At 63.3% G+C, this 6,975-nt stretch carries 7 protein-coding genes; 5 read left to right on the forward strand and 2 right to left on the reverse strand.

The window, feature by feature from the left end; translation table 11 throughout:
• Positions 1-434 (forward strand): MarR family winged helix-turn-helix transcriptional regulator (locus JMF90_RS17185; RefSeq protein WP_201325255.1); only part of this gene is annotated, 434 nt, incomplete at its 5' end.
• Positions 435-578: 144 nt separating this feature from the next.
• Here the strand turns inward: JMF90_RS17185 and JMF90_RS17190 are convergent.
• Both JMF90_RS17190 and JMF90_RS17195 read right to left on the reverse strand, forming a co-directional pair.
• Positions 579-1,433: an LPO_1073/Vpar_1526 family protein gene (locus JMF90_RS17190; protein ID WP_082409321.1), complete on the reverse strand. Its 855-nt coding sequence runs from the start codon at positions 1,431-1,433 to the stop codon at positions 579-581.
• A 680-nt stretch (positions 1,434-2,113) separates the two neighbouring features.
• Positions 2,114-2,818, reverse strand: coding sequence for a glutathione binding-like protein (locus JMF90_RS17195; protein WP_054927838.1), 705 nt, complete (start codon positions 2,816-2,818; stop codon positions 2,114-2,116).
• A gap of 468 nt (positions 2,819-3,286) precedes the next feature.
• Between JMF90_RS17195 and JMF90_RS17200 the strand changes: the two genes are divergently transcribed.
• From JMF90_RS17200 to JMF90_RS17215, 4 genes are all read left to right on the forward strand, one after another.
• Entirely contained in the window at positions 3,287-4,453 is a 1,167-nt protein-coding gene (locus JMF90_RS17200) for an ABC transporter substrate-binding protein (RefSeq protein WP_011545418.1), read from the forward strand.
• A gap of 49 nt (positions 4,454-4,502) precedes the next feature.
• A complete protein-coding gene (locus JMF90_RS17205; RefSeq protein WP_054927839.1) occupies positions 4,503-5,582 on the forward strand; it encodes an ABC transporter ATP-binding protein in 1,080 nt (359 codons plus the stop codon).
• 49 nt (positions 5,583-5,631) lie between these two features.
• Positions 5,632-6,513 carry an ABC transporter permease gene (locus JMF90_RS17210; RefSeq protein WP_006483578.1) on the forward strand — a complete coding sequence of 294 codons (882 nt, stop codon included), beginning with the start codon at positions 5,632-5,634 and terminating at the stop codon, positions 6,511-6,513.
• Positions 6,513-6,975 (forward strand): ABC transporter permease (locus JMF90_RS17215; protein ID WP_374104241.1); only part of this gene is annotated, 463 nt, incomplete at its 3' end. The genes JMF90_RS17210 and JMF90_RS17215, both read left to right, overlap by 1 nt.

The following is a 6,975-nucleotide window of genomic DNA, read 5'->3' on the forward strand; positions in this document are numbered from 1 at the left end:
AGGAAGCCGCGCTCGTGATCGCGCGCGACCGTCTCAATCCGCTGTTCGCGCGCTACGGCATGCAGCCGGGCGAATTCGACGTGCTCGCGACGCTGCGGCGCAGCGGTGCGCCATACGCGCTGACGCCGACCGCGCTGTACGACGCGCTGATGATGTCGTCGGGCGGGATGACCGCACGCATCGACCGGTTGCAGAAGGCGGGGTGGGTCGAGCGTCGGCCGAATCCGGCGGACGGGCGCGGCACGCTCGTGGCGCTGACCGACGCCGGGCGGGCGCTGATCGATGAGGCGGTTGTTGCGCATATCGACAATCAGCGTGCGGTGCTGGCTGCGTTGTCGGATGCGGAACAGGCGCAGTTGTCGGAACTGCTGGGGAAGTTGCTGGCGGGGCTGGAACGTGCGACGCCAGAAGGGGAGGCAGGGACGCCGCGTTGAAGAATGCGTGATGGAAACGTACGCGGCAGGCAAAAAAGTTCTTCGTGAATTTTTCGTGGACGTCGCTTGCCGACCCAGACCTGACCTTCGAGGTTACCTAAAGCGGTCACTCGTTCGGCGTCGCGCTGCAGAGGATACTCCGCGTTACTTCAGCCAAATCGAATAATCTAGCTTACCAAGAATTGCGGAAAGGTTTGCTATTGCGATAGCTTGTCCGACACTGGTGAGGTTAATAGTGAACAGATTTTCTTTTGTAAATTGATCCAACAACAAGAGATACGACGGTGCCAGTTTTGACAAGCCCTCTTTGAAAGAAGCTACGTTTTCATACCCAAAGTAGGCGTAAGTGTTGGCGCGCACGGCCTCATAAATGTCGCCACTGACCACCGCGTTTATTGAGCAGGCTCCAGCATATTGAATATGTTGCTTCTGCGATATCGAGAGATCAAATCCTGTCTTTGTCGAATTGACTATAGGGCGCGCAAACGCCTCCAATCCGGCGGCCGATGGAAGGCCGTTGACAGTCACCGATGTGACGAAATGATAGAATGAAATTAGAGCAATTTGCGGAGCGGTTAGCTTTGGGACAACAGTCACTGCCTCAGACAGCACCGTGTCTTTATAGTCCGTTGATTGTGTAGAAACACGTTCAGCAATCAACGAGGACAAGACTTGCGGGTTCGCGGCGGTCCCTTTACGGGCGCTAGCTTGAACTGCGTCGTTGACTGCCGCCTGTACATCGGGCTCTCGAAACTTGTCGAGAACGATAGAAGCAGCTTCGTGAATGAGTTTCTGCTCAAGCGTGGACGCAAAATCACGAACGTGTTGTTCAGCTGTCCGCTTAGCCTCCTCACGAAGCTCGGGAAAGTTGCTCCGCAAGAACAGTGCGCACAACTCGCGAACTTCGGCGACAGAAAGACCGTGGTAGTTAACGTCTCGGCCAGCTTGGATCGCGACCGCCCCGGTCGCGGCGGTTTGGTCTTGTTTGTCCCCGATCATCGTGTTTCTCACCGATTGATTTTATTTACGTTCGCGTCCCGGCCAGCTTGAATTCCTATCGAGCCGCCCGAAACGTCTTGCGATTGCGGGCGCCGGCCAGCACGCATTTTTGTGACTAGAAATGCTGATATGAGGACTGCGAGCGCACCTAAAGCGGCGACGGCCGAGTCGAAGCCGGGTCGGAAAATTACCCAAATGACGGCAAGGATGAACGCAAAGGCCGAAGAGGCCCGAAAAGCTAAAAGCATAGTATCCACGATCCCCGTTATTGTCGAAATCGCCCTCAAGCCACCGTCGACTGCTCATCGCCCTGTTTTCAATGGCGTCCAATCGAAAATGACGCTCGTCGGATAGATTGGTTCGGTGAATTATACTCGACTTGCACACGTCACGGTTTCCAGTTGACATGTCCTCAACAGGCAATTCACTGCATCAATAATGTTTCTTCCGAGCCATGATGGAGTTGGAGTACGAGAGACCATCCCGGCACCGCTATGAGGCTCCGATCTCTAGAAACTGTCTAACCCACTCGATGGCCGCTTTTGGCCAAACACCGACAGTGTTCCCAGCGTTCCCCGAAAATTCATGATGAGCAAAAAAAATGCCCACCGCGCATTGCGGTGGGCCTGACTCGAGCGTGGCGCGGGCCGCGGACGGCATGCCCGCTGCCGCCCGGTCACTCAGCCCCGCGCCGGAATATTGAGCCCCCGCGCAACAGCTGGCCGCGCAACAAACGCGTCGAGCACCCGCTTGACGTTCCGGAATTCGCTGAACCCGACCAGATCACCCGCCTCATAGAAGCCAACCAGGTTACGCACCCACGGGAAGATCGCAATATCGGCGATCGTATAGGTATCGCCCATCACCCACTGGCGATTCGCGAGATGCGCGTCGAGCACGCCGAGCAGGCGCTTCGACTCGTCGACATAACGGTCGCGCGGACGCTTGTCCTCATAATCGCGGCCGGCGAACTTGTGGAAGAAGCCGAGCTGGCCGAACATCGGCCCGATGCCGCCCATCTGGAACATCACCCACTGGATCGTCTCGTAGCGGCCCGCGAGATCCTTCGGGATCAGCTGGCCCGTCTTGTCCGCGAGATAGATCAGGATCGCGCCCGATTCGAACAGCGGCAGCGGCTGCCCGTCGGGACCATTCGGATCGATGATCGCGGGGATCTTGTTGTTCGGGTTCAGCGACAGGAATTCGGGCGAAAACTGGTCGTTCGTGTCGAAGCGCACGAGGTGCGGCTCGTACGGCAGGCCGGTTTCCTCGAGCATGATCGACACCTTGACGCCGTTCGGCGTCGGCAGCGAGTAGAGCTGGAGACGGTCGGGGTGCTGGGCCGGCCATTTTTGCGTGATCGGGAAGGCAGACAGATCGGGCATGAAGGTTCGCTCGTCGAAGTGAATGATCCGCGCTCCGCCGGGCCGCCGCGCTCGCGCACGGTTCGCGGCGCGGCGGCAGGGCGGAGCGCGCCGAAAGCGCCCACTGTAGCCGATCCGGGGAATCGATGCAGGGGTCGGCCGGCCGGCGGCGATTCGGCACGATCGCCGTGTTCGGCGCCGCTCACGGTGCCGCAAGACACGGCGGGCAACGTGTTTCCGGCGGCCGACGGACCGCAAACGGCCCGGTGCGTTTCGTCTCGCACGAGATACGACGTCTTAACACCCTGCATCAATCGACTCTACTCCCACCGCCAGCCTCGACCACCGCGCATTTCCTCGACAAACGGAAGCTTTTTGTCAGGGAAAGTCCCGCCCCGAATCTGGTGGTTTTTTGTTGACCGACATCGTATAACGCCGTCATGATTTCCTGACAAGAAAGGTCCCATCCACCGACCGAAGTGAGGAGACATGAACACCACCCCGATCGCTCGCCGCGTCCGCCGGATCGCACTCGCACTGGGCTTCACGCTGTCGGCCGCCGCGGCCGTGGCAGCCCCCGTATCGCTGAACATCGTCGACGTCGCCGGCAACCTGCAGCTCACGCAGAAGGCCATCGAGGCGTTCAAGGAGAAGAACCCGGGTCTCGTCGCGAACGTCACGTTCACGAACGCACCCGCGCCGCAGTTGCCGGGCAAGATCAAGGCGATGCAGGCGGCGGGGCGCTCCGACATCGACCTCGTGCTGACCGGCACCGACGCGCTGGCCGCCGGCATCGAGCAGAACCTGTGGCAGAAGCTGCTACCCGACAACGCGGCCGCGCTCCCCGGCGTGCTCGACAAGTACGCGCCGGGCCCGCGCAAGATGCAGGATCTCGCGCAGGGCTTCGGCCTCGAAGTGACCTACATGCCGGCCGGCCCGCTGCTCGAATACAACCCGGCGAAGGTCAGCGACCCGCCGAAGACGCCCGACCAGTTGCTCGCGTGGTGCAAGGCGCACCCGAACAAGCTGATCTATGCGCGCCCCGCGAACTCGGGCCCCGGCCGCACGTTCCTGATGGGGCTGCCGTACGTGCTCGGCGACAAGAATCCGCAGGACCCGATCAACGGCTGGGACAAGACCTGGGCGTTCCTGAAACAGTTGAACGAATGCGTGCCGTACTACCCGGGCGGCACGTCGGCGGTGATGAAGGAGCTCGGCGAAGGCACGCGCGACATGACCGTGACCGTCACCGGCTGGGACCTGAACCCGCGCGCGCTCGGCATCGTGCCGGCCGAGTTCAAGATCCAGGCGTTCGACAACATGACGTGGGTCAACGACGCGCACTACATGGTGATCCCGAAGGGCGTGCCGAAGGAAAAGCTCGACGTGCTGTTCAAGCTGATGAACTTCCTGCTCGAACCGGCGCAGCAGGCGATGACCTACGACGACGGCTACTTCTACCCGGGCCCGGCGGTGAAGGGCGTGACGCTCGAGATGGCGCCCGCGCACAGCCAGGAAGTGATCAGGAAATTCGGCCGGCCCGAATACGCAAAGCTGCTCGCCGATCGCCCACACGTGCAGCCGCTCAACGCGCAGGCGATGGTCGCCGCATTCCAGAAATGGGATCGCGAGATTGGTTCGCAGAAATCGAAGTGACGCCTGAACCGGCGGGCGTCGCGGCGCCCGCGTCGACGGAGTTCGTGGAATGAAGCACAGTTTCGAACGGTTGCGGCTCGACGGCGTGTGCCGCAGTTTCACCAATGCGCAAGGCGCGCAGGTCGCCGCGCTGAACGGGCTCGACCTCGAGATCCGGCGCGGCGAATTCATCGCGCTGCTCGGCCCGTCGGGCTGCGGCAAATCGACGGCACTGAATTGCATCGCGGGGTTGCAGCCGCTCACGCGCGGCGGCATCTGGCTCGACGACACGCGCATCGACGTGCTGCCGCCCGAGCGTCGTGGCTTCGGGATGGTGTTCCAGAACTACGCGCTGTTTCCGCACATGTCGGTGCTCGACAACGTCGGCTTCGGCCTCAAGATGCGCGGCGTGGCGAAGCAGGAAACGCGGCGGCGCGCGCAGCAGGCGCTCGAACTCGTGCAGCTCGTCGGTCATGAAGGCAAGCTGCCCGGGCAACTGTCGGGCGGACAGCAGCAGCGCGTCGCGATCGCGCGCGCGATCGTGATCGAGCCGCCGCTCGTGCTGATGGACGAACCGCTGTCGAACCTCGACACCAAACTGCGCATCGAGATGCGCGCGGAAATCCGCCGCATCCACACGCAGCTCGAACGCGCGACGATCTACGTGACGCACGACCAGGACGAGGCGCTGTCGATGGCCGACCGCATCGTCGTGATGAAGGAGGGCGTCGTGCAGCAGGTCGCGTCGCCGAAGGACGTCTATACGCGCCCGCACAACCTGCATGTCGCGCGCTTCATGGGCTATCGCAACGTGCTGCCGTTTACGCTCGAAGGGATGGCCGGCGATTACGTGAACGTCACATCGGGCGGCGTGCGCCTCACCGGCGTACCGATGGCCGGCTTCGACGCGAAGGACGTCGTGGTCGCGCTGCGTCCGGACGACATCGAGCGCGCGGAAGAAGGCGCCGACAATGCGTTCGACGCGACCGTCGAGACGGTCGAGTACGGCGGCCGCGACTCGCTGATTCGCGCGATCACGCCGTTCGGTTCGATCTGGGCCCGCGTGGCCGGCGAGTTCACGCAAGGCGAGCGCTTGCGGCTGCGCGTGGCGCCCACGCGCACGCTCGTCTATGCGGGAGACGCGCAATGAACCGCCCGCGCAACCCGCCACGCGCGGCGGCATCCCGCCCGGAGGCCGCATGAGCACGCTCGCGACCGGCGGCGCGCCGCGCGACGCGAAAGCCTGGCTCGTCACGCCGGCACTCGCGTTCATCGCCGCGCTGTTCATCTATCCGTTCGCGTACGGCCTCGTGCTGTCGTTCCAGCCGACGAACGCGACGAACGGCGGCGGCGCGCTCGCGAACTACGTGCAGTTCTTCACCGACACCGCGATGTGGCCGACCGTGCTCGTCACGCTGAAGCTCGCGGTGCCGGCGACGCTGCTCAACGTCGGCATCGCGGTGCCCGTCGCGTTCGCGCTGCGCCGCAATTCGCCGTACCAGAAGTTCGTCACGACGCTGCTCGTGATTCCGGTCACGCTCGGCACGGTGCTCGTCGCCGACGGGATGCTCACGTATTTCGGGCCGAACGGCTGGTTTCCGCAGGCGCTGCAGGGGCTGCATCTGTACACCGACGAAGTGCGCCTCACGCACAACTACTGGGGCGTACTGCTGTCGCTGATCGTGTCGGGTTTTCCGTTCGCGTTCCTGTTGATGCTGTCGTACATCAGCGGCATCGACCCGACCCTCGCGCGCGCGGCAGCCACCCTCGGCGCGAACCCGTGGCAGCAGTTTCGCCAGATCTACCTGCCGCTGCTCGTGCCGGGGCTCACGATGGCCGCATGCCTGTCGTTCGTGCAGGCGTTCTCGGTGTTTCCGTCGGCCGTGCTGCTCGGCGCGCCGGCCGGCCCGACCCGCGTGATCTCGATCGCGGCGGCCGAAGCCGCGTTCGAAAGCTACGACTATTCGCTCGCGTCGGCGATCGCGATCGTGATGGGCTTCGTGCAGTTGCTGGTGGTCGCGTCGATGCTCGGCGCGCGCCGCTTCTTCTATACCGGCGCGGTGACGGGAGGCAAGGGCTGATGGCGACCGACGATCATGCCGCCCGCACGTGGCCGCCGAAGCACGACGCACCCGATGCGCGGCCCGTCGATGCAAGGAAACCGCACCGGATGAAAAGCAATCTCGCTGGCCGCGCATGGAAGGCGCTCGTCTGGGGGCTGATGGCGTTCTTCCTGCTGAACGTGATGCTGCTGATCGCGACCGTCGCGGTGAACTCGGTCGCGACGCGCTGGTTCGGCACGCCGCTGCCGCAGGGCTTCACGCTGCACTGGTATGCGAAGGCGTGGGACGACTTCCAGCTCGCGAGCGTGCTGTGGGTGACCGTCGAAGTGGTCGGCGCGGTCGTGCTGCTGTCGATCGCGCTCGGCGTGCCGGCCGCGTATGCGCTCGCGCGCGTGCAGTTCCGCGGCAAGCGCTTCGCGCTGCTGGTGTTCCTGCTGCCGCTGATGGTGCCGCCCGTCACGTACGGGATTCCGATGGCGA

Origin of the sequence: Burkholderia sp. E168m23 (genome assembly GCF_016586125.1) — a bacterium.
Taxonomy (GTDB): domain Bacteria; phylum Pseudomonadota; class Gammaproteobacteria; order Burkholderiales; family Burkholderiaceae; genus Burkholderia; species Burkholderia orbicola.